This is a genomic window from Acinetobacter sp. ANC 4973, from assembly GCF_002135275.1.
GTDB classification, from domain to species: domain Bacteria; phylum Pseudomonadota; class Gammaproteobacteria; order Pseudomonadales; family Moraxellaceae; genus Acinetobacter; species Acinetobacter kyonggiensis.
Window position 1 is genome coordinate 94,086 of sequence record NZ_NEGM01000007.1, and the last position, 18,050, is coordinate 112,135.

An 18,050-nucleotide genomic window follows, 5' to 3' on the forward strand; every position below is an offset into this window, starting at 1 on the left:
GTTTATTATGTCGTAAATTGATTTGAGTGGCACAACTCATGAGTCATAAAAAATTTGATCCCTTATGAATTATACCTTTGATTATCTCGTTTTTATTGGTCGTTTTCAGCCTTTTCATTTGGCACATATGCAAACCATTAAAATTGCCTTGCAGCAAAGTCAGTATGTACTTTTGGCACTGGGTTCAGCGCAAAATGAACGCAATATTAAAAATCCGTTTAGTGCAAATGAACGCGAAACAATGATTTTATCTAACTTTTCAGCAGCAGATCAACAGCGAATTAAGTTTGTATATGTTGTTGATGTTTATGATGATAAAAAATGGCAAAAATTGGTGACATCATTGGTCGAAGATGCTGTTAATTTTGAAGATAAAGTGGGTTTAATTGGTCATTTTAAGGATGAATCTTCCTATTATCTTCAACTTTTTCCAGAATGGGAGATGGTTGAACTGGATAGTCTAAAAGATGCCATTTCAGCGACTCCGCTGCGTGAAGCCTATTATCGTGGGGAAATAGTCGAATCTGCTTTTCCACTCGGAACCAGTGAGTTTTTACACAAATTTCAGCAGACAGCGACTTATCAACAATTGCAGTATAAATACCTAACACAAGATAAAAGCAATCTTGAAGAATATTAAGTAAGCTTTTAGGTTGGGGCAAAAAATTGCAACGATCTAGGAGTGGACAGGATGAATATCACAGCCACAATAAAAAGTGTCTTAATTGCTGGCGCAATGAGTCTAAGCATCGTTGCGCAAGTCAATGCACAGGAGTGGACACTTACAGCACAAACCTATGTCGGTTTTGATATTAAGTCGATGGGTTTTTCTATAGTGAAAGGGAAGTTTGGGCAGGTTCAGTCCAGTATGATTTTTGACCCTAAAGCACCACAGAATGCTTCGGCAGCGTTTGTATTGGATATAAATAGCCTGAGCTTGAGTAAGCCGTCACTGAGAAATTTGATTTTAGGTGAAGATTTATTTTATGCAGAAAAATACACGACGGCGACTTTTAATAGTCAAGAATTTATATTCTTAGGCAATGATCACTACAGTATAAAAGGTGATTTAACTTTGCGTGGCATCACTAAACCCGTAATCCTAGATACGTTTTTAAAGCCCAATACAAAAAATCCGCAACTCATTGATGTTGAAGCTAAAGCAGTGGTTAACCGCAGTGACTTTGGCATGAAAAAAGCATTTGGTGGTATAGGAGAAAAGGTGAGCATTAAGGTATCTGGACAATGGCAAGTCAAATAACACAAGATTATTCAGCGCAAAATCATTCACCTCAAAATTAAAGAACCTTGTATTGCAGCTTTTTTATGCTTGATTCATTTTAAGATGTGCTTGTTGTAGTAAGGTCGTTGTTAGTTTTTCGAGCGCGACAGATTGTTGTTTCCAATGATGCCAGTACAACCTAATGTCAGTGCGAAATTGAGGAAGAATTTCAATGAGTTCAGCAGTTTCTAAGCGTGAACCGATTTGATAATCTGGTAGCATTCCAAAGCCAAGTCCAAGATAAATGGCTTCTGCAAAGGCTGCCGCAGATGGAATATAGTGATGTGGATAAGTTTCAGGGGTTAAGCCATAGTGCTTTAAAATAATATCGGTATGGATCTGGTCTTTATTATTATAAATAACGGCAGGGGTTATTTTTAGATTTTCACGGTTTATACCATTTGGAAACCATAGGTGTACAAATTGTGGCGTTGCCACCATCCGATATGTCATTGTTCCTAAGGGTTCTGCAAGGCAACCTTTCATTGCAGTAACTTCAGTTGAAATACAGGCATTTACTACCCCTGTTTCTAATAAATGATGGGTCTGTGTTTGGTCATCTACTTTTAGATGAAGCACAATTTTGTCAAGAATCAGAGTTTCTTGAATGGTGGAAAGCAGCCATGTTGTTAAAGAGTCATCATTGATTGCAATATTGAGCCGATAAAAATGCGAACTTGCTGATTGTCCTGTTAGTTCCTGAATTAGGTTGTGTTCCAGTAATCGGCTGTGTTGTAAGTAATGTAATAGCGATTGACCAGCTTGGGTTACTCGGCACGGGCGTTCACGTAGAATGAGCAAATGTCCTAAGGTCTTTTCGAGACTTTGCACGCGTAAAGTCACCGCAGATGCTGTAATACATAAGCGTTCTGCTGCTAAATCAAAGCTGCCTATTTCTGCGACAGCCAGAAAAGCATCACATTGTTTACTATTCAGCATAATTTTGATCTCGTTTTTTTCATTTGCAGTAACGAATATAAACTAAATAAAATTTAGTTAAATTGATATTTTCTTAATTATATTTAGTTTTGTGTGAAAGCATCGATAATGCATTTCAGCGAAAAAAGCATGGAAAAAGTGGATGCTACATACATATCTACAAGGTTTTGCAATAGGTTTAAGTCTTATTGTGGCTATTGGCGCGCAAAATGCATTTGTACTGAAACAAGGCTTAAAGAAACAAGCCGTATTCTGGGTTTGCTTTGTGTGTGCGCTTTCGGATTCTATTTTAGTGGTGCTAGGCATAACTGGTTTTGCGACCATGATACAGGTTTATCCTGATGTGGTTGGTTTTGCCAAATGGGCTGGAGCTGTATTTTTATTGTGGTATGGATTACAACACGCCAGACAAGCCTTTAACTCGAATCAGTCATTGCATGCTGGTTCGCAGAATGAAATGCAATTAAGTAAAATTATTATGGTGTGTCTGGCTTTAACTTGGTTAAACCCACATGTCTATTTAGATACGGTGGTTTTAATTGGATCTATTTCGACTCAATTTGAGCAAACCAAACTATATTTTGCTTTGGGGGTAATCACGGCTTCTTGGTTATTCTTTTTTAGTTTGGGGTATGGTGCTCGAGTATTAATCCCTGTCTTTGCAAATCCTAAAGCATGGAAAGTGTTAGATGTTGTTATTGCACTGATTATGTGGAGCATCGCAATTTCTTTAATGATGAGTAGCTAAAGCTAAAAGCCTAAAACGAGTTTAGACTTTTAGCTATGACATTTAACCAGCCTGTAAGACTTTTAAATCTTGCAAAACTTGTTCTGCATGACCTGCTGCTTTGACTTTACGATATTCTTTGACCAGTTTGCCATTATGGAAAATAAAGGTTGAGCGCTCAATACCCATCACTTTTTTACCATACATATTCTTTTCTTTAATGACATCAAAGAGTTTACATAAGACTTCTTCTTTGTCGCTAATTAAATTAATGCTCAGTGATTGCTTTTCAGTGAAATTTTGATGTGCTTTTACCGAGTCACGTGAGATACCCATAATTGTGGTATTTAATGCTTCAAATTGATCTTTCAAAGCAGAAAAATCGACTGCTTGTGTCGTACAACCTGGTGTTGAATCTTTTGGATAAAAATACACAATCAGCCATTCTGATGGAAGGGTAGATAAGTTCACTTCGCCAGTGGTTGCTGGGAAGTCTTGATTTGGCAGTTGAATATTTTCAGTCATGCTTTAATCCTTGATTAAAATGAATTGTTTTCTAATTCGAGTGCTAAAAAGGCATAATTTTCATGATATAGAATATCACCTTTGCGTACAGCAATTGGTGCTGTAAATAAAGGCCCATCAATTACGGTGCTGTGAAATTCACCGCCTTCACCACAAGGATCAATCCCTCGATTTTCTAATTCTTGAATATAATCCAAGGTTAAAATTTTTCCTAAATCATCAACTTTCATGCCTAAGTTAAGGTTAACAGTCACAATCATGGTCTTAAAACCAAGCTGAATGAATTCTTCAATCACTTCCCGATGTGGCCGTTCCCAAAGCGGCATACAGAGTTTCAACCCAGCTTGTTGAGTAATGCGATCATGCCAACAACCATGTTCAGGCATATCTAAATCACCTGTGACTAAAACGTCTGCACCTTGCTGTTTGGCATGTGCCAACAATTTTAAAAATTCAGTCTCATAGTCATTCCAACTTGAAGATGCAGTAATGATGGGTAAACCTAAGGCATTGGCTTGCGCTTGAATGATATCCATGTTCATGGCATGGGAACGTGAACGTAGTCCTTGCTCTTCAAGCATCACGATTAAGCCAATAGCTTTACCGACCTGCATCGCGTGATACAAGGCGAGGGTGCTGTCTTTGCCACCGCTATAAGACACGATAAATTTTTCTTGAGTCGCGTTGGTTTTCCATTGATGTTGCATACATTATCCATAGCTAAAAAAGCCTGCAATAGCAGGCTTTTAGGGGCATTAATAAACTTATTTTTTAGCTTGAGCAGCCTGTGCAGCTTTCATTGCTTCTTCAGTTAAGCTTTTAAGCTTGCTGGTTAGTTGTGGGCCAAAACAAGTCTGTAGATCTTTATTTTGCTTTTGTACAAAAGCTAAAGTAGCAGGGCTTTTCTTTTGGTTAATGGTACTTTGGATTTCCCATTTTTGAGCATTGGTTAATTTACCGTCAGCTTCAACCGCACAAGTACAATATTTACTAACTTCTGCTGCTGATAATTTTTTACTTTTACCAGTTTCATCTTTACAAACATTAATTAAAGCCGATTTTACATTGGTGCTTTTATATGCTTCCTGAAGTTTGTTTGATTCAGCAGCATGAGAAGCAGTTGCCATCATTGCAACAGCAGAAACGAATGTAGAAAGAATAATGTTTGATTTCAAATTTTTCATAAACTGTACCTTGTTAAGACGGTATATAACGTGTTGGATCTGTGATACCTGCATCAACAAAACCTTGCTTACGTAAGCGGCAACTATCACACTTGCCACAAGCACGCCCTAGGTCGTCTGCTTGGTAGCATGACACTGTTTGACTATAGTCTACGCCATGTTCTATACCTAAGCGAATGATATTTGCTTTGGATAAATGTAACAAAGGTGTTTCAAATTTAAGAGGTTTTCCTTCCACACCAACTTTAGTTGCAAGGCGCGCCATGGTTGCAAAAGCATCAATAAATTCAGGGCGACAGTCTGGATAGCCTGAATAATCAACGGCATTGATGCCAATGATAATTGCTTCTGCACCAAAAACTTCTGCGGCAGCAAGCGCGTAGGAGAGAAAAATGGTGTTACGTGCTGGAACATAAGTTACAGGAATACCCACTTGTTCTTGTTCAGGGACATCAATACTTAAGTCTGTTAAAGCAGAGCCACCTAAGTTACCTAAATCAATATTAATGACACGATGTTCTACACCCGCACGTTGGGTTAATGCACGAGCAGCATCAAGTTCAGTGGTCGAACGCTGACCATACATAAAACTGATAGCAATACATTCATAACGTGCTTGCGCCCAAGCCAAACAAGTCGTTGAGTCTAAGCCGCCAGATAACAAAACTATGGCACGAGGGCGCATATTAAAATCTCCATATAGATATATTTTAAGAACAGAAATAGATTAACGACCAGTTTCGTCATTCCAAAGCAATTTGTGTAATTGCAATTGGAAACGAACAGGGAGATGGTCTTCTAAAATCCATTGTGCTAAATCACGGGCAAGTTGCGGTAAGCGAACATTACCTTTCTCAACGGCAAAGGCAGGAGAGAACCAAACAGTGCTGACTTTATCCACCAATTGATACTGCTCAACTTGCTGTTTTGACCATTCATAATCTTCGCGATTACAAATCACAAATTTGATTTGATCATGCTGAGTTAAATGATCCAAATTACTGAGTAAATTTCTTTTTTCTTCACCAGAGGTGGGTGTTTTTAAATCAAGCACTTTAGAAATACGCGGGTCAACTTTAGAAACATCTAAAGCACCACTGGTTTCTAAAGAGACTTCGCAGCCTAAATCGGCAAGGCGTGTCATTAAAGGAAGAGCATTGGGTTGAGCAAGCGGTTCACCGCCAGTCACACAAATATAAGGGGTTTTAAAATCGAGCGTTGTTTGAATAATCTGCTCTAAAGATTGACGTTCACCACCTTCAAAAGAATAAGTGGTATCACAGTAAGTACAACGTAAAGGACAACCGGTTAAACGAATAAAAACCGTCGGTAAGCCCGCAGCATTGGCTTCACCTTGTAATGAATAGAAAATCTCCGTGATACGTAAACCCGCAGACGGATCAGAAACAGGAATAGTAGAAGATCGAAGAGTATTCATAACAAAAATTTACCGCACCAAACAAATGAGAGAGTATAAAAACAAAAATCTCTACGCTCATGTTTGACCGTAGAGATGAGGAGCGATAGCTCCGCAAGAAAATGAATAGAAAATTAGTCTTCGCGTAATAAATCGTTCAGGCTTGTTTTAGCGCGAGTTTTCGCATCAACTTTTTTCACGATAATCGCAGCATATAAGCTGTAAGTACCACATTTCGATGGAAGGCTACCGGCAACAACAACCGAACCAGCAGGTACGCGACCATAATGAACTTCGCCAGTTGCGCGGTCATAAATTTTGGTTGATTGACCAATAAATACGCCCATTGAAATGACAGAACCTTCTTCAACGATCACGCCTTCAACGATTTCAGAACGTGCACCGATGAAGCAGTTGTCTTCAATAATCGTTGGGTTTGCTTGTAATGGCTCAAGAACACCACCAATACCTACGCCACCAGATAAGTGTACGTTTTTACCAATTTGTGCACACGAACCTACAGTTGCCCATGTGTCAACCATTGTACCTTCGTCAACATAGGCACCAATGTTCACATAAGATGGCATCAAGATCACACTTTTAGCTTGGAAGCTGCCTTTACGAGCAACAGCAGGCGGTACTACACGTACGCCAGCAGCCTGAAATTGTGCTTCAGTCCAGCCTTTAAATTTAGTGTCTACTTTGTCATAGAAACGAAGATCACCAGACTCGATTGGTTTGTTGTCGTTCAATTTGAAAGATAACAAAACTGCTTTTTTAAGCCATTGATGAACAATCCATTCACCATCGATTTTTTCAGCTACACGAAGTGTGCCGTTATCTAGGCCAGCAATCGCTTCTTCTACAGCATTACGAATTTCTACAGCGCAATTTGCTGCTGTGAAATTTGCACGATCTTCAAAAGCTTGTTCAATGATTGTTGAAAGCTGAGACATGATCTTCCATTTCCAAAAAAATTTTCAAGATTTTACACTATATTGAGACAAGAATAGATGAAAAAGTCGCTTTAGATCGGAATTAATTATTAAAGGTGAATGGAGTGATATAAAAAAGGAAAAACAGATTATTTAACGAACAATAAAAAATTAATAATCAAAAATGAATTGTATCAAAAAATAACAAAAACTAAGCAAAATTAGAATAAAAGTTAATCAAATTTTATTTTATAGTCCAGATATAGAAAACATGATTAATGATGAAAATAATTTTTTAAGGAGATATACAATGAAGACTTTACACACGCTTCTTGCGGCAACTGTATTGACCGCTATTGCAGGAACAGCAATGGCTGATGAGACAGTCGTACAAGATGGTTATGCATTTGATCGAAATCAACTTGTGCCAACAGGTATTCGTGCTGAAGTGGGGACAACGGGCTATGGTGGTGCCTTACTTTGGACTGCAAACCCATATGTCGGTTTAGCATTGGGTTATAACGGTGGTGATATTTCTTGGTCTGATGATTTATCAATCAACGGTACAAAATATGATATGGAAATGGACAATAAGGTTGGCTATTTAAATGCTGAAATTCGTCCTTGGGGTGCGAGTGGAAATCGTTGGGCACAAGGCGTATATATGGCTGCTGGTGTAGGTTACATCGATAGCCAATATGATCTTGATAAGCGTAATAAAAATTCTGAAGGTTCAATTAAAGTTGATAATTCAACCTTTACTGGCCCTGGTGGTGTACAAGGTCATCTTGCTTATGAAAATGATATTGCACCATACCTAGGTTTTGGTTGGGCACCAAAAATTAATGAGCGCTTTGGTGTATTTGGTGAAGTGGGTGCCTACTACACAGGTAATCCAAAAGTTAACTTAACTGCATATGGGGACTTAACAAATGGTAGTGGCGTATTGATTGGTGATGCTGTTGCTGCTGAAGAGCAAAAAATTGCGAATGATAATAAATACGAGTGGATGCCAGTCGCTAAACTTGGTGTAAGTTATCACTTCTAATTTTAAAATCTCATTCTAAAAAAACGAGCTTCGGCTCGTTTTTTATTTTAAAGATCAAATATTTTACGTTAAAAACGATAGCCCATTTTTATGCCATAAGCTAAGGCATGGTTATTGTTCACGGAAGATAGCGGTTTAAACAAACTGCCTGAACCATTTGGGTCTTGTTGAACTTTGGCTTTGTTCAATTTGAAGTATTTAACTCCACCTGCAATAAATAAATTAGAGTGAATCTGATAAAAACTTCCGAGACCTAAGCTATAAAAACCATTTGAAGGGCTTAGGGTTGAAGCTGGATTACCAATGCCGCTATCACGCCCTATATCTATAGTGGATGTCCATTTATCGTTTAATACATGGGCAAGACCTAGCGTTGTTGCCCACTGGTTTTTTTGATAATCCACCAACATGACAGGGCTACTACTACTTGAACTGATCAAGGGTGAAGCAATTTTAAAATTTTGCCAATTGACCCAACGTAGTGAAGCATAAATTAAATTATGCGCTGTTATACCAGATTGAAACTCAAGGTTGACGGATTGAGGTGTTTCAATCGTGGTGTTTTGATTTGAGCTTAAATTAAGCAGAGGTATTGTTGGCGTGGTAGTCGTTTGTTCATTAAAGGGTTGTTTATGTCGAATTTTAGCGCGATAAGTGAGGGATGTTTTAAGTGCATATTCAGGAATTTGATAGCTCATTCCTAGAAGCCAACCATGAGCAGTATCTTTTTGAATGTCTCCTTTATAGTCAATTAATAAACCCGATGATTGCCCCGAAATTTTTAACTGTGTGGTTAAGGTTTGATAGCCTAAACCTGCATAAAAATTCAAAAAAGGATTGGGTTGATAACCTAAAAGAGAGGTTAGATTTTTGGTGTCTAATTTAAATTGAGTCGCATTGATTAAATCGGAGGGGCTGGTCGGAACAGGGGCTAAAGTGTAACTGACATTTGTCCCAAAGGGTTGGTCGTAAATGAAACCAAAAGACCAATTGGGATGGAGTTGTAATTTTAAGCCTGCGTTAAAAAGCACATATTGTTGGACAAAATTTGGGGTGGAAATTTCTGTCAATATAGTGGGATCATTAGCTTCTGGTCGGTAAATGTTGCCTGAAACATTGGCATCTACAATTGCGCTTGAAAACTCGAAGTAATTGTTGGATTCTAAAAATGAAGCAATACTTTGGTTAGACGTTTCAAGGGCAGCGGAAAATACTTGTGTTGGCAAAAAAATGCACATACTTATACAAAGTGCTGTAGCTTTCATAGAGAGCCCCAAATGAAAGAATAAATTTGCTTAGATCGTGGGTGTATGAAACTGAATTACACACGTTGTCATTGAATATTTTTTATTCAGTGTTGATACTTTATGCTGTTTTGTTTCATCTGGGCAAGCAGAGTTTTAACATTGTTTATACTAGGGGCTGTTGACATTTTATAATATTAACTGGTTAAGCCCATAACCAAATAAAAATATAAGCGAGAGTAAAATTTTTTCATAGCTCTGTCTAAGTTTGTCATATCGAGTGGTTATAGCGAGAAGTAGATGGGTTTGGTGATTCAATTCTACTTACTCGCTATTTTTTGCACAGCAAATGCCAATAGACCCTAATTTCAACAGGCTTTATTTATAGCCAATTTTAAATGTTGCTAAGAAGCGATTTGGTTGATTAGCATCAAAAGCCACGTGGTCGAGAGGGCTGGTTTGTGGGGCTTTTATAAAGGCATTATTTTTTAGTGTTGGGAACTGTGTTACTTGCATTTTCCCTTCATCAATTAAGGCTTGGGCCGCTTGTGTATAGATGTCTGGACGATAAGCTTGCTTAGCCGTTTCTAGATACCATTGATCTGTTTGGCTCTTGCTGATTTGACCCCAACGACGCATTTGGGTTAACCACCATACTGCATCTGAATAATAGGGGATGCCATACTGTCCAGCAAAGAAAGTATGAAATGATTTTGCTGGACGAACATCGCCTGGTTCATACTCAAATACACCTGTCATACTATTGGCAATAATGTCTTTATCAACACGGATATAATTATCTTGAGCAATAATTTCTGTGGCTTCTTTACGGTTTGCATAGTTGTTTTCATCTAACCAATGCGAAGCTCGGATTAAAGCTTTAACTAATTTAAGGGTCGTGGTTGGGTTTTGTTGTGCAAATGTTTTGGTTAAACCAAATACTTTATCAGCACCATTTTCCCAAATGGCATCTGAAGTAATTACCGATACACCAAAGCCTTTTTTAACTGCTTTTTGATTCCATGGTTCACCTACGCTATAGCCTGAAGTTACACCTTCGACCATCGTTGATACCATCTCTGGTGGAGGAATAACGGTTAAATCTACATCAGAGCCAATGTGACCACTTGTATCATTGTGTGCAGGATCATATGTTCCTGGATGAATTCCACCCGCAGCAAGCCAATAGCGCAGCATATAGTTATGTGTACCCATCGGAAAGGTCATGCCTAATTTAAACAATTTTTGTTGCTGCTTATATTGAGCAATGATAGGTTTTAAACTGCTGGCACTGATCGGATGTTTGGGTAGATTATGTTCCATCGCAACATTTTTTTTCATTTCATTCCAAACATTATTTGAAACAGTAATCGCGGCACCATTATAGGACAGAGTAAAAGGGGTAATGATTGGGGTTTTATGTGCTGATGGATCAATGAGTGATGCTAAAGGCATCGCAGCGAGCATATGGGCTGCATCTAGTTCACCTTTTTCTACACGCTGGTAAAGCACACCCCAACTAGATTGTGCTTCGAGTTTGACATTCAGACCTTCATCTTTAAAAAAGCCTTTTTCGACAGCAATGGCTAAAGGTGCCATGTCGGTCAATTTCACAAAGCCGATTGTGAGGGTTGTTTTTTCAATCGCTAAAGGGCTTGCGGCAGCTTCTTGATCAGGTTCTTTTTGACAACTGGTCAGTAAAAAACTGAGTCCCACTAAATAGAGTATAAGAAAAACTTTGTTTAATAATATTTTTTTCATTAATTTACCGAATTTTATAGTGGATTGAACGCCTTCAAACAGCAAGATAGATGCCAGATATTAGCTAAAGATAGAGAAATTGAATGTCGAGTTTTTTATGAAAAATAAACAGGAAATATTATTGGAAAAAGTGTGTTTAATTGGCTTGAGCGTATTTGCAGGCTAAAAAATTTAAATTTAGGATTATTTGATGATCTAAGTCTGTCAGGTTATGGAATAGACCCCGAACTTAATTTGGGCATTTTTAAACAATATGCACATTTTACGTTCGCTGAATATTTTTATGCGTAAAAAGAGAGCGCTAAGTTGTTTATAAATAAGGTGCTTTTGGATTTTACTTACGCGCTATTTTTTGCACAGAAAATGTCAATGACTCTATATTTGATAGCATTAAAATTATGCATCATTATTTTGATCAATACACCGTTCAAGAAAAATGGTCATTAGAATTAAAAAAGGGATATTTTTATATCCCTTATGTTAAACAATAATGTGACTTTTAATCTTCTGGGTAAGCCACTCTTTTTAGGGCTTTAATATCCGCTTCTGGTGAGCAAAGTGAAATAAACTCATAACCATAACCGCGGAGTAAATGACCTTTACGGACTGCAATCCAAGTGGTATTGACTCCAAAAATATCCGTTGGGATTTGTTTTAAACGGTAATCACGTTCAGTATCGTAAGCAACATTATTGACAATACCAACCCCCATATTCAGTTCGACATAGGTTTTAATCACATCGGCATCTAATGCTGACATAACGATATCGACATCAATGCCGGCATCTTCAAAGGCTTTATCAATTTTTGAACGACCCGTAAAACCGCCATGGTAAGTAATAATTGGATAGTGAGCTAAATCTTCTAAAGTAATATCAGTTTTATTGGCGAGTGCATGGTTTTGTGGAACGATAATGCTGTGTTGCCAATTATAGTAAGGCACACTGGCAAGGTTATCTTCTGTGGTTAAAGATTCAGTTGCAATGCCAATGTCAGCTTCGCCTTGAAGCAACATTTCAGTAATTTCAACTGGGCTGGCTTGTTGTAAAATGAGATGAACTTTTGGAAACTCTTTTTTAAATTGGTTCACAATAGGCGGTAATACATAGCGTGCTTGCGTATGTGTGGTGGCAATGGTTAGTGTGCCTTCATCGACACGGTTAAAGTCATCTGCAAGGCGTTTAATATTGTCAGCATCAACCAACATCCGTTCAACAATCCCCAGCAAAGACTGACCCGGTTCAGTTAAGCCTAATAGACGTTTACCTTTACGAATAAATAGCTGTACACCCAGCTCATCTTCTAAATCTTTAATATGTTTACTCACACCGGATTGTGATGTGTAAAGTGCTGCTGAAGCTTCCGTTAAATTAAAATTTTGTCTAACAGTTTCTCGAATAATTCTTAATTGTTGGAAATTCATAATGCTGTATACCTTAAAAATAGAATGGGGCTTTTTTGCCCCATCGATGTGCAATTAAGCAACGTCATTGGCAAATAAATGTAACGCTGTTGGGCTTAACCACACCGTTTGATTCGGTTTAAATTGATGTAATTTTACTTCATCTGAACTAAGTGAAATTTCAATTAAATTCCCTTGGCGATCTTGCAGTTCGGCAAGCACTTTACCCGCAATCCAGATTTCACGTAAAAAAGTGGCTTGGATGGCATTTTCTTGTGGAGTCGCATGAATGTGCAGTTCATTTGGACGGGCAAAAGCAATAATTTTACCTTGTGGTGCATCTTTTACTTGTGGCAACTGAAGACGATCTTCACCAATGTGAATAATACCTTGCTGGTTTTGACCTTCAAAGCGATTGGCTTGACCCAGAAAGTCGAAGACGAAAGGTGTTGCCGGCTTTTCATAGACTTCACGTGGTGAGCCAATTTGTTCCACATTGCCTTTATTCATCACAATAATTTGATCCGCAACTTCTAACGCTTCTTCTTGATCGTGTGTGACAAAAATTGAAGTAATATGCAATTCGTCATGCAAAGTACGTAACCAGCGACGAAGCTCTTTACGGACTTTAGCATCTAAGGCACCAAAAGGTTCATCCAGCAATAGCACACGTGGTTCAACTGCGAGTGCTCGCGCCAAAGCAATACGTTGACGTTGTCCGCCAGATAACTGTGCAGGGAAACGGTCAGCCAAAAAGCCCAATTGAACCAGATCAAGTAAACGTGTAACACGTTTTTTAATTTCGGCCTCAGAAGGACGAGTCGCGCGTGGACGGACACGCAAACCAAAAGCAATATTTTCGAACACAGTCATGTGGCGGAAAAGTGCATAATGTTGGAATACAAAACCAACTTGACGTTCACGTACATGCACATCAGTAGCATCTTCGCCTTCAAGGATCACTTGACCACCATCTGCCGATTCTAAACCTGCAATAATGCGCAGTAGCGTGGTTTTCCCACAACCTGAAGGGCCCAGTAATGCAACCAATTGACCTTCTGGAAAATCCAGTGAAATGTTATTTAGTGCATGGAATGCACCAAAGTGTTTTTCAATATTTTTAACTTGAATACTCATGATGTCATTCCTTAAGAAACTGTTGCATCTTTATTACGTTTACTTTGATTTTCTTGGCGAATCTCAACCCATGCTTTTAAAATAAGGGTCACAATGGCGAGCAGAGCCAACAGCGATGACACCGCAAATGCAGCACTAAAAGTATATTCGTTATAAAGGATTTCAACGTGTAAAGGTAGCGTATTGGTTTCGCCACGAATATGTCCAGAAACCACAGATACTGCACCGAATTCACCCATTGCACGTGCATTACACAGAATCACGCCGTAGATTAAACCCCATTTAATATTTGGTAAGGTCACTTTCCAGAACGTTTGCCAGCCTGAAGCACCCAGTACAATCGCAGCTTCCTCTTCCTCTGTCCCTTGTGCTTCCATTAACGGAATCAGTTCACGTGCAACAAAGGGCACAGTAATGAAAATGGTGGCGAGCACAATTGCAGGTGTTGCATATAGGACTTTAATATCATGATCCATCAGCCAGCCGCCGATCCAACCTTGAGAACCGAAAATTAATACCAACATTAAACCTGCAATTACAGGTGAAACTGAAAATGGCATGTCAATAATGGTGGTTAAAAGAGATTTTCCACGGAAGTTGAATTTCGCAACAGACCATGCTGCCGCAACTCCAAACACCACATTTAAGGGCACAGCAATTGCCGCCGTAATTAAGGTCAGTTTTACCGCAGACAAGGTATCTGGATGCACCAACGCTTGGAAGTAAACGCCAACACCTTGTTTAAAGGCTTCAACGAACACCAAAATCAAAGGTAAGATTAAGCAACTCATAAAGAAAATCAGTGCAATGGTGATGAGCGTGTAACGTACCCAAGTGGGCTCACGGGTCGCATCACGAGATTGCAGCTTTTCTGCTAAGGCATTGCTATTGGTCATTAAGCTCATGGCGCAGTTCTCCCTGTACGACGGCTTGCCCATGCTTGTAGCAAGTTAATCAGGAATAAAATAGCAAATGAAAGAACCAACATGACTACGGCAATGGTGGTTGCACCGGCGTAATCATATTCTTCTAAACGAGAAATAATCATCAAGGGGGCAATTTCCGTTTCAAACGGTTGGTTACCCGCAATAAAAATAACCGAACCATATTCACCGACACCGCGCGCAAAGGCCAAAGCAAAACCGGTGAGTAATGCTGGAAATAAAATCGGCATAATGATTTTGGTCACAATTTGCAAACGGTTAGCACCCAATGCTGACGCAGCTTCTTCAAGTTCAGTTTCTAAATCGCTTAAAACGGGCTGTACAGTACGCACCACAAACGGTAAGCCAATAAAGATCAATGCCAATGTGATACCAATAGGTGTATAAGCCACTTTAATCCCAATTGGTTCTAAGTATTGACCAATCCAACCTGTTGGTGCATATAAAGATGTGAGTGCAATACCTGCTACTGCTGTAGGTAGGGCAAAAGGTAAATCGACTAATGCATCAACAATACGTTTACCAGGGAAGGTATAACGCACCAAGCACCATGCCAGTAATAAACCAAACACCACATTGATTAAGGCTGCAATAAGTGCAGCACTAAAACTTAACTGCAAAGATTTTAGGATACGTTCTGAACTGAGAATTTCCCATAGACCATCCCATCCAATCCCCAATGATTTAATAAACACCGCGGACAATGGAATAAGAACAATTAATGATAAATACGCTAGGGTAAAGCCTAAGGAAAGACCAAATCCTGGCAGCACTCGGGATCGCTGCGACATGACTACTCCTTAAAAGAGCGAAAGCTGACCAATAAAGTCAGCGAAAATAAAAGTTTAATTGGCACAAGCATAATTTGCAGACTTCAAATTGCAAATTTAAAAAAGCACTTGCTATCATCAGTAAAATTGATGTGTTGCAATACATTTTCTGAAATTAAGTAATCATAGATTTCAGGAAAGGCACCAAAGCCAGAAGCAACATTAATATGTCCGACTTGACCTAAATTAATCGGATTGAGTTTCCATGCTTTGGCTAAGCATTTTGCATCTGCAAAATTTAACCAAGGATCATTTTCACTAATGAGTAATGTGGTTGGAACAGCAAGTTTGAGTTGATGAAAATAGCGTTGATAATCTTGCTGGCTATCACGTGAAAAACCAGCTTCACCAAAACGTGCAGGATTAGCAGGAGCCACCAAAATCAAATTTTTAATTTTTTGATTGAGTTCAGGATGCTGAGCCAGTGCTGCAACTGTGGTGAGACAGCCAAAACTATGTGCAACAATTTGAATGTCATTTTGGATCGGGCGCACTGTATTGACAAATTCGCTTATCCAGTCTTGCAAGATGGGTTGATTCCAATCTTGCTGTTGTACACGTGAGCAAGACATGAGTTGTCGTTGTAACCAAGATTGCCAGTGGGCAGGTTCACTGCCTCCAACGCCTGGCACAATAACGGTATGAATCATGTCTTTGCTCCAATGAATACTGTTGAATCAATAATGGCTTATTGCGTATTGTTTGCTTTTACAATTTGATCGAAAATTCCGCCAGTTTCGAAGTGTTTTTTCTGCACTTTGCTCCATCCACCAAATTCTTTATCAATAGTCACCAGCTTTAATGGCTTAAATGTGGTGCTGTATTTTTTCAACACTGCTGCATTACGTGGACGGTAATAATTTTTGGCTGCAATGTCTTGACCAAGAGGTGAATACAAGAAATTCAAATAAGCTTTTGCAACATTGGCATTGCCATCTTTCTGAACATTTTTTTCAACAATTGCCACGGGTGGCTCAGCTAAAATAGATAAAGAAGGCGTAATAATTTGGAATTTACCCGGTTGTTCGCGGACAGCTAAGTAGGCTTCATTTTCCCAAGCCAGTAATACATCGCCAATACCGCGTTCAGCAAAGGTTGTGGTTGAACCGCGAGCACCTGAGTCCAAAACTTTAGTTTGTTTATAAATTTGACGTACAAAGTCATGTGCTTTTGCTTCATTACCACCCGGTTGGTGTTTAGCCCAAGCCCAAGCTGCCAAATAGTTCCAACGTGCACCGCCGGAAGTTTTTGGGTTTGGGGTCACAATTTCGACGCCCGGTTTAACTAAATCACCCCAATCCTTGATCTTTTTAGGGTTGTCTTTACGCACCAAGAAGACAATGGTTGAGGTATATGGGGTTGAATTTTGTGGGAATTTTTTTTGCCAATCTTTAGGGAGTAAATTGGTTTTTTCTGCAATCGCATCAATGTCTGCTGCTAAAGCCAGTGTGACAACATCTGCATCTAAACCATCAATCACTGCACGCGCTTGTTTACCTGAACCACCGTGTGATTGTTTGAAATTAAGCTCTTGTCCAGTCGATTTTTTCCAATATGTACCGAACTCTTTATTGAAGTTTTCATAAAGTTCACGGGTTGGATCATAGGACACGTTTAAGAAATCTTTGGCTACAACATTCAATGATGAAACAGAAAGCAGTGCAGCAACGATCCCAAGTTTTAATTTTGAAAAGCGCATGTGTTTTCCTCAATAATTTTTAGATGTTTGGAACATGGGCTGAGAATAGCGCTATCTTTTATGCGTAAAAAATAATAAAAAATGAACTTTATATGAATAAAAGAGATATTAAACAGATTAAGCTGTTCTTAAACTAGGTCATCATTCACAGGATGTTTTGAAATGCTCAGTTTTAAGAATGCGCAGGAAATAAGCGAGGTCACATTATTGGATCGTGCTTTTCATTATGGTGATGGTTGTTTTAGTACAGCACGGATTAAGCATGGCAAAATTGAACTTGAACATTTGCATATGGCACGGTTAGGTTTAAGTTGCGAACGTCTGCTGTTACAAGCCGATTTAAAGTTAATTCAAAAAAGTTTAGTTTTACTGCAACAGCAATATTTAACCGTGAATGGCACACTTAAAATTGTGATTAGTCGTGGTGATGGTCAGCGTGGTTATAGCTTGCCTGATCATCCTGCTGATGTATGGGTATTTTTTTATCCCAAAGCGGTGGATGATTTTCAAGTTGAAAAAATTAAATCGGGTCTATTACAACAAGTTTTAGGTTTAACCATGCCCAGTTTGGTTGGTTTAAAAAGTCTGAATCGGTTGGAACAAGTTTTGTTAAAACATGAGGCAGATCAGAAAGGCTGGACTGAAGCATTGGTCACTGATGTACAAGGTTCGGTGGTTGAAGGCGTCAGCAGTAATTGCTTCATTCGTTTAAACAATACATGGATTACCCCAGAACTTCGTTATAATGGTGTGCATGGTGTGATGCGTGCCGAGATTTTATCTCGTATGCAGCAACAGGGAATTGCATGCGAACAGCGCTTTATTGATCTGGAAGAAATTTCAAAATTTGAAAGTCTGTTTTTCTGTAATGCCTTAAGTCCAATGAAAGTCGTGACTGAATTTCAGCAGCGACCTTTGAATGTTCAAGCCTGTATTGAACTCTTTAATATCCTTCAATTGAATCAGATTCGTTAAT

20 protein-coding genes are annotated in these 18,050 nt (G+C 38.8%); 5 read left to right on the forward strand and 15 right to left on the reverse strand.

Features of this window, described 5'->3' with window-relative positions:
- Window positions 1-64: 64 nt before the first annotated feature.
- Together B9T30_RS10620 and B9T30_RS10625 are read left to right on the forward strand one after the other, a co-directional pair.
- On the forward strand, window positions 65-640 hold the full coding sequence (locus B9T30_RS10620) for a nicotinate-nicotinamide nucleotide adenylyltransferase (RefSeq protein ID WP_086184952.1): 576 nt from the start codon (window positions 65-67) through the stop codon (window positions 638-640).
- A 51-nt stretch (window positions 641-691) separates the two neighbouring features.
- Window positions 692-1,261, forward strand: a complete 570-nt coding sequence (locus tag B9T30_RS10625; RefSeq protein ID WP_086184953.1) for a YceI family protein — start codon at window positions 692-694, stop codon at window positions 1,259-1,261.
- Window positions 1,262-1,324: 63 nt separating this feature from the next.
- Here B9T30_RS10625 and B9T30_RS10630 read toward each other — a convergent pair whose 3' ends face one another.
- The gene (locus B9T30_RS10630; RefSeq protein ID WP_086184954.1) at window positions 1,325-2,221 is read right to left on the reverse strand and encodes a LysR family transcriptional regulator ArgP; all 897 of its coding nucleotides are present in this window, start codon (window positions 2,219-2,221) and stop codon (window positions 1,325-1,327) included.
- Window positions 2,222-2,363: 142 nt separating this feature from the next.
- On the opposite strand from B9T30_RS10630, the gene B9T30_RS10635 reads away from it, so the two are divergent.
- Window positions 2,364-2,969 carry a LysE/ArgO family amino acid transporter gene (locus tag B9T30_RS10635; protein WP_086184955.1) on the forward strand — a complete coding sequence of 202 codons (606 nt, stop codon included), beginning with the start codon at window positions 2,364-2,366 and terminating at the stop codon, window positions 2,967-2,969.
- 42 nt (window positions 2,970-3,011) lie between these two features.
- Here B9T30_RS10635 and B9T30_RS10640 read toward each other — a convergent pair whose 3' ends face one another.
- The 6 genes from B9T30_RS10640 to dapD all read right to left on the reverse strand — a co-directional run bounded on the left by B9T30_RS10640 (window position 3,012) and on the right by dapD (window position 7,030).
- Entirely contained in the window at window positions 3,012-3,473 is a 462-nt protein-coding gene (locus tag B9T30_RS10640) for a peroxiredoxin (RefSeq protein ID WP_086184956.1), read from the reverse strand.
- 14 nt (window positions 3,474-3,487) lie between these two features.
- Window positions 3,488-4,180 (reverse strand): diphthine--ammonia ligase, encoded by a 693-nt coding sequence (locus B9T30_RS10645; protein WP_086184957.1) that lies wholly within the window; start codon window positions 4,178-4,180, stop codon window positions 3,488-3,490.
- Window positions 4,181-4,237: 57 nt separating this feature from the next.
- Window positions 4,238-4,657 (reverse strand): hypothetical protein, encoded by a 420-nt coding sequence (locus B9T30_RS10650; RefSeq protein WP_086184958.1) that lies wholly within the window; start codon window positions 4,655-4,657, stop codon window positions 4,238-4,240.
- A 13-nt stretch (window positions 4,658-4,670) separates the two neighbouring features.
- Window positions 4,671-5,342: a 7-cyano-7-deazaguanine synthase QueC gene (gene queC, locus B9T30_RS10655; RefSeq protein ID WP_086184959.1), complete on the reverse strand. Its 672-nt coding sequence runs from the start codon at window positions 5,340-5,342 to the stop codon at window positions 4,671-4,673.
- 42 nt (window positions 5,343-5,384) lie between these two features.
- Window positions 5,385-6,095 (reverse strand): 7-carboxy-7-deazaguanine synthase QueE, encoded by a 711-nt coding sequence (gene queE, locus B9T30_RS10660; RefSeq protein ID WP_086184960.1) that lies wholly within the window; start codon window positions 6,093-6,095, stop codon window positions 5,385-5,387.
- A 113-nt stretch (window positions 6,096-6,208) separates the two neighbouring features.
- Window positions 6,209-7,030 carry a 2,3,4,5-tetrahydropyridine-2,6-dicarboxylate N-succinyltransferase gene (dapD, locus tag B9T30_RS10665; protein WP_086184961.1) on the reverse strand — a complete coding sequence of 274 codons (822 nt, stop codon included), beginning with the start codon at window positions 7,028-7,030 and terminating at the stop codon, window positions 6,209-6,211.
- Window positions 7,031-7,319: 289 nt separating this feature from the next.
- Between dapD and carO the strand changes: the two genes are divergently transcribed.
- Window positions 7,320-8,057: an ornithine uptake porin CarO gene (carO, locus tag B9T30_RS10670; RefSeq protein ID WP_086184962.1), complete on the forward strand. Its 738-nt coding sequence runs from the start codon at window positions 7,320-7,322 to the stop codon at window positions 8,055-8,057.
- A 68-nt stretch (window positions 8,058-8,125) separates the two neighbouring features.
- Here carO and B9T30_RS10675 read toward each other — a convergent pair whose 3' ends face one another.
- The 8 genes from B9T30_RS10675 to B9T30_RS10710 form a co-directional block, all read right to left on the reverse strand.
- Window positions 8,126-9,322: an outer membrane protein transport protein gene (locus tag B9T30_RS10675; protein ID WP_086184963.1), complete on the reverse strand. Its 1,197-nt coding sequence runs from the start codon at window positions 9,320-9,322 to the stop codon at window positions 8,126-8,128.
- Between the two features lie 357 nt (window positions 9,323-9,679).
- The gene (locus B9T30_RS10680) at window positions 9,680-11,062 is read right to left on the reverse strand and encodes a CmpA/NrtA family ABC transporter substrate-binding protein (protein WP_086184964.1); all 1,383 of its coding nucleotides are present in this window, start codon (window positions 11,060-11,062) and stop codon (window positions 9,680-9,682) included.
- A 499-nt stretch (window positions 11,063-11,561) separates the two neighbouring features.
- The gene (locus tag B9T30_RS10685; protein WP_086184965.1) at window positions 11,562-12,485 is read right to left on the reverse strand and encodes a CysB family HTH-type transcriptional regulator; all 924 of its coding nucleotides are present in this window, start codon (window positions 12,483-12,485) and stop codon (window positions 11,562-11,564) included.
- Between the two features lie 54 nt (window positions 12,486-12,539).
- Window positions 12,540-13,601: a sulfate/molybdate ABC transporter ATP-binding protein gene (locus B9T30_RS10690; RefSeq protein ID WP_086184966.1), complete on the reverse strand. Its 1,062-nt coding sequence runs from the start codon at window positions 13,599-13,601 to the stop codon at window positions 12,540-12,542.
- An 11-nt stretch (window positions 13,602-13,612) separates the two neighbouring features.
- Window positions 13,613-14,506: a sulfate ABC transporter permease subunit CysW gene (gene cysW / locus B9T30_RS10695; protein WP_086184967.1), complete on the reverse strand. Its 894-nt coding sequence runs from the start codon at window positions 14,504-14,506 to the stop codon at window positions 13,613-13,615.
- Window positions 14,503-15,336: a sulfate ABC transporter permease subunit CysT gene (gene cysT, locus B9T30_RS10700; protein ID WP_086184968.1), complete on the reverse strand. Its 834-nt coding sequence runs from the start codon at window positions 15,334-15,336 to the stop codon at window positions 14,503-14,505. Before cysT ends, cysW begins: the two co-directional genes overlap by 4 nt.
- Window positions 15,337-15,419: 83 nt before the next feature.
- Window positions 15,420-16,025, reverse strand: a complete 606-nt coding sequence (locus B9T30_RS10705) for an alpha/beta hydrolase (protein WP_086184969.1) — start codon at window positions 16,023-16,025, stop codon at window positions 15,420-15,422.
- Window positions 16,026-16,063: 38 nt separating this feature from the next.
- Entirely contained in the window at window positions 16,064-17,074 is a 1,011-nt protein-coding gene (locus B9T30_RS10710; RefSeq protein ID WP_086184970.1) for a sulfate ABC transporter substrate-binding protein, read from the reverse strand.
- Window positions 17,075-17,236: 162 nt separating this feature from the next.
- On the opposite strand from B9T30_RS10710, the gene pabC reads away from it, so the two are divergent.
- Window positions 17,237-18,049: an aminodeoxychorismate lyase gene (gene pabC / locus B9T30_RS10715; protein ID WP_086166015.1), complete on the forward strand. Its 813-nt coding sequence runs from the start codon at window positions 17,237-17,239 to the stop codon at window positions 18,047-18,049.
- The last annotated feature ends 1 nt before the right edge of the window (window position 18,050 follow it).

What these genes read in the sequence shown, in the direction of transcription:
- B9T30_RS10625 (WP_086184953.1), top strand. Translation starts at nt 692, where the DNA reads ATGAATATCACAGCCACAATAAAAAGTGTCTTAATTGCTGGCGCAATG.
- B9T30_RS10645 (WP_086184957.1), bottom strand. Translation starts at nt 4,180, where the DNA reads ATGCAACATCAATGGAAAACCAACGCGACTCAAGAAAAATTTATCGTG.
- cysT (WP_086184968.1), bottom strand. Translation starts at nt 15,336, where the DNA reads ATGTCGCAGCGATCCCGAGTGCTGCCAGGATTTGGTCTTTCCTTAGGC.
- cysW (WP_086184967.1), bottom strand. Translation starts at nt 14,506, where the DNA reads ATGAGCTTAATGACCAATAGCAATGCCTTAGCAGAAAAGCTGCAATCT.
- B9T30_RS10630 (WP_086184954.1), bottom strand. Translation starts at nt 2,221, where the DNA reads ATGCTGAATAGTAAACAATGTGATGCTTTTCTGGCTGTCGCAGAAATA.
- B9T30_RS10705 (WP_086184969.1), bottom strand. Translation starts at nt 16,025, where the DNA reads ATGATTCATACCGTTATTGTGCCAGGCGTTGGAGGCAGTGAACCTGCC.
- queC (WP_086184959.1), bottom strand. Translation starts at nt 5,342, where the DNA reads ATGCGCCCTCGTGCCATAGTTTTGTTATCTGGCGGCTTAGACTCAACG.
- dapD (WP_086184961.1), bottom strand. Translation starts at nt 7,030, where the DNA reads ATGTCTCAGCTTTCAACAATCATTGAACAAGCTTTTGAAGATCGTGCA.
- B9T30_RS10635 (WP_086184955.1), top strand. Translation starts at nt 2,364, where the DNA reads ATGCTACATACATATCTACAAGGTTTTGCAATAGGTTTAAGTCTTATT.
- queE (WP_086184960.1), bottom strand. Translation starts at nt 6,095, where the DNA reads ATGAATACTCTTCGATCTTCTACTATTCCTGTTTCTGATCCGTCTGCG.
- pabC (WP_086166015.1), top strand. Translation starts at nt 17,237, where the DNA reads ATGCTCAGTTTTAAGAATGCGCAGGAAATAAGCGAGGTCACATTATTG.
- B9T30_RS10675 (WP_086184963.1), bottom strand. Translation starts at nt 9,322, where the DNA reads ATGAAAGCTACAGCACTTTGTATAAGTATGTGCATTTTTTTGCCAACA.
- B9T30_RS10710 (WP_086184970.1), bottom strand. Translation starts at nt 17,074, where the DNA reads ATGCGCTTTTCAAAATTAAAACTTGGGATCGTTGCTGCACTGCTTTCT.
- B9T30_RS10620 (WP_086184952.1), top strand. Translation starts at nt 65, where the DNA reads ATGAATTATACCTTTGATTATCTCGTTTTTATTGGTCGTTTTCAGCCT.
- B9T30_RS10690 (WP_086184966.1), bottom strand. Translation starts at nt 13,601, where the DNA reads ATGAGTATTCAAGTTAAAAATATTGAAAAACACTTTGGTGCATTCCAT.
- B9T30_RS10680 (WP_086184964.1), bottom strand. Translation starts at nt 11,062, where the DNA reads ATGAAAAAAATATTATTAAACAAAGTTTTTCTTATACTCTATTTAGTG.
- carO (WP_086184962.1), top strand. Translation starts at nt 7,320, where the DNA reads ATGAAGACTTTACACACGCTTCTTGCGGCAACTGTATTGACCGCTATT.
- B9T30_RS10685 (WP_086184965.1), bottom strand. Translation starts at nt 12,485, where the DNA reads ATGAATTTCCAACAATTAAGAATTATTCGAGAAACTGTTAGACAAAAT.
- B9T30_RS10640 (WP_086184956.1), bottom strand. Translation starts at nt 3,473, where the DNA reads ATGACTGAAAATATTCAACTGCCAAATCAAGACTTCCCAGCAACCACT.
- B9T30_RS10650 (WP_086184958.1), bottom strand. Translation starts at nt 4,657, where the DNA reads ATGAAAAATTTGAAATCAAACATTATTCTTTCTACATTCGTTTCTGCT.